Below are 3,217 nucleotides of genomic sequence, written 5' to 3' on the forward strand. Positions count from 1 at the left end.
GCTGGCTGGGATGACGACTTCCTTCGCAGGGTTCTCAATGGTTTAGTCGAGACGTGACCCCAACTGCGATTGCCCTGGAATGATCGAGGGAGAGTGGGTTGCCATGATGAACTGTGTTTTGTCCGAAGCGGCCATTAAACCATCGACGAATTTTTCTTGCCACTGCACATGGAGTGAAAGCTCTGGTTCATCAATTATAAATACATTCGCTTGGCGAACCTCAGGGTTAAAATACAGATGTGCGAGAATAACGATTAGTTGAATTTCCCCAGAAGAAAGTGTTCTGATATCTCTTTCTTCCGGCTCTTCGTGAAGTGAAAACACAAGTTCTCCAAATTTACCGAAGCTTAGTGTTTTGCCGCTATCTGACAAGAATGAATTGATGGTCTGAAGAAATTCGTTCGTTTGCTCGAAAATTTTTTCAACTTCGTCATTGTGGTCTGATACGATCTTTGAAACTAAGTTCATTCGGTTCAATTGCGCTTTATTGAATGACCATTCTACAAGCGCTTTCGTGCGGGCTTCTTCGTAATTCAAGTCCTCTTCTTTGTTTTTCTCTTGGACTTTCCTTTTACCTTGAAGCAAGACAATTCTGCTGTCAAGAAAGGAAAATATTGGATCGACTTTCTCGGAAATCTCATCTTCTGGAACGCGCAGAAGCTGTGGTAGACGACGAAGGTTTTGCTTTGCTTCTTTGATTTGTTTGAGTTCCGATTGTGTCGGATCTTTTAGGCGACCCGAAAAAGAAATCGGTGGAAAATCTAGAAGCGCCATCACAAGTTTTTCACGGAATCTTGCACCAATCCGCGTTTCTTTCATCTTATTCTCGCGGTCGGTTTCTTGCGCAAACGACAGAGCTTCTTCAAGACTGGGGCCGAGTGATCGAGAAAAAACTTTCCGCCGATAAGGGTACCTTTGTCGGGCGCGTCCGTAATAACGTGATTTCATGGTGTCAAAAGACAACGATCTTCGATCGAGCCCTAGATACATTGGGGACGGAAGTTCTTCGAAAAACTCCATAACTGGGTTATCCCGGTTTCGGCCTAACTGCTCCTTGAAGAATTCTTCTTCTTGCTCGACTGCTCGATGCATAGGCATTGAGTCGTCACGCTCAAAAGGCTCGATAGACACAAATTGGTCTGGGTATCTGGAACATTTGAGTTTTGTGAAGTGCCCGTTTTTGGATGCTGAGAGAGCTACCTTTTCGCTATTATGCTCGATTTCAAGAGAAATAAGCTCAAAGTCTTCAGCAGAAAGATAGTCGAGCCTAGGAAATAACAGCGCCACGATTGAATTTATTGCCGAGGTCTTGCCGGTCCCATTGATGCCAGTGACAAAGGTCAAATGGTCGTGAAAATTTAGATCGAAATCTAAAAAACCATTGATTTTCCTACCCGTAAAGCCCGCTATTTTCAATAGGTACCACTCCTGCACTTTTATCGTGTGCTGATTTTCAGCATTGTTCGTTGCTCACGCGCTTCACCATGTCTATCGATCATGCCTGACGCAAGTCCTTTCAGCGGAAATTTATGGTGATTAACCTTATCATTTCAGCCCTTGCTTTTCTGTCCGCATTTGCTGTGCCTGAACAGCCCGTATGCGCTGCCTGACCTTCCTCGTGTAGTGCTGGACCATCGCCGGGCTTTGGCCCGTTACCGCCGCAAACAGGTCATCACCGCAGCCCGCCTCAAGAAGCTCACAGACGGCGTTGTACCGCCAGCTGTGAATATCGTAGTCCAAGGCTCCGATCCGCTCCCTGACCTTCCTGACAGCGGCTGACGCGCCCCTGTAGGACCAACGGTTGTCGCCCCTCTCATTAGTCAGGATGTAGACCGAGTGGCGGCTGGCGGCGTCGAGCGCGGCGTGTAGCTCGGGAAGGATCGGAACCCATAGCTCTTTCGAGGTCTTGCTCTGGCGAACCCAGACAGCGCCGTTCTCGATGTTCGACCACCGCATGGCGAGAACGTCGCCGATCCTCTGCCCGGTGCCAACGCACAACTCCATGACGAGGCGTTCTCTAGTGCCGACGGGACACTGCGCCCGGTAGACGTCGAGTAGCTCGCGCGGCCAAGGCTCGCGCTGTGTTTTTTCCGTCTTCAACTCGGGCACGCCCCGGGCTGGATTGGTCTCTCGCCAGCCTAGGTCAACGCAGTGTTCCATGAGAACACGCAACACACGGAGCGAATAGTTGGCGAAGTATGCCTTCTCGGCGTTCGCGTCGCGCAGCCGGATCACGTCCTTGCGCTGCATCTTGGCGGGGTTGGCCTCGCCCATGATCTCTCGGAAGAAGTCGAGATACTTGTCGTAGTCCAAACCCGTGCGCGGTTTGAGATTTCTGTATCTTGGGGACCTTCTATAGTTGTCGATCAACGCACCAAAACTTCGCGCCACCACTTTGCGCGGCCTGTCCTTCTGAGACAGGATGGCGGCATACTCTGTCCAGAATTCCGCCGTTCCAAACTCGCTTTGGAACTTTTGCGACGGCCAGCCGCGCCGCTGGAAGTAAATTCCATTTCTTTGCCGGTAGACGTGCTTTGGAAGCTCACGTTTTGCCATGGCGCATATCTATCTTGTCGAAATCATCCGCATCATGCTCTTTCGACAGCACAAGCTCAATCCTTCTCCCGTCCACAATGACCCGGCTGACTGACTTGCCAGCGCTTTCGAAGGCAGCGAGCAAGCTGAGAGCAGACTGTTCGAGTTTGGTGGAAGACATCGTTTCATACTCCCTCGAAAGGCAGTGGTGCGGCGCGTCGTCCGGGCTGGTGCCCCGCTGCGCAACTTGACGTCGCGCGCCGCCGACGCGACTGAGCTGCCTGAACTTCTTGAAACTCTGGCACCGCTCTAGCTTGACGCCTTTGTGCCGGTATGAACCTATCCAATAACATCTTTGCGCACCGCAGCGCGGTCGCGATGTAAGCCCGCAAGCCATTGATTTTGTGTAGTTCCATCGCTGACCTCTCTTCACGTTCAGTTCGCGCGCCCTGTCGGACGAATGGGTGTGCCCATGCAAACTGTTCTGGAGTTCAGGCTAGGACGTGACGAGTTGGACTGCAAAACCGGAGCTCACGACCCGTGTCACTAAACGCATATGTAGTTGTGTAACACTTGAAACATAATGTTACTGAAGTTCACGTTTTCGGTTGTGTCTCGAAAGTGGTGGAAATTCTCCGGCGACGTCCTCCGAGCGGTTTGATTTGCGCTTGATCAAGCAGCG

The 3,217-nt window shown here is 51.0% G+C and carries 3 protein-coding genes; all 3 read right to left on the minus strand.

Annotation, left to right across the window (positions count from 1 at the left end; translation table 11 throughout):
* Positions 1 to 42 precede the first annotated feature (42 nt).
* A complete protein-coding gene (locus tag ACROSR_RS20360) occupies positions 43 to 1,416 on the minus strand; it encodes an AAA family ATPase (protein WP_432687701.1) in 1,374 nt (457 codons plus the stop codon).
* Between the two features lie 129 nt (positions 1,417 to 1,545).
* The gene (locus ACROSR_RS20365; protein ID WP_432687702.1) at positions 1,546 to 2,556 is read right to left on the minus strand and encodes a tyrosine-type recombinase/integrase; all 1,011 of its coding nucleotides are present in this window, start codon (positions 2,554 to 2,556) and stop codon (positions 1,546 to 1,548) included.
* The gene (locus ACROSR_RS20370) at positions 2,543 to 2,716 is read right to left on the minus strand and encodes a hypothetical protein (RefSeq protein WP_432687703.1); all 174 of its coding nucleotides are present in this window, start codon (positions 2,714 to 2,716) and stop codon (positions 2,543 to 2,545) included. The genes ACROSR_RS20365 and ACROSR_RS20370 overlap by 14 nt, the downstream gene beginning before the upstream one ends.
* Positions 2,717 to 3,217 lie beyond the last annotated feature (501 nt).

The organism is Roseovarius tibetensis, assembly GCF_050896375.1.
GTDB lineage: Bacteria > Pseudomonadota > Alphaproteobacteria > Rhodobacterales > Rhodobacteraceae > Roseovarius > Roseovarius tibetensis.

What these genes read in the sequence shown, in the direction of transcription:
- ACROSR_RS20365 (WP_432687702.1), bottom strand. Translation starts at nt 2,556, where the DNA reads ATGGCAAAACGTGAGCTTCCAAAGCACGTCTACCGGCAAAGAAATGGA.
- ACROSR_RS20370 (WP_432687703.1), bottom strand. Translation starts at nt 2,716, where the DNA reads ATGTCTTCCACCAAACTCGAACAGTCTGCTCTCAGCTTGCTCGCTGCC.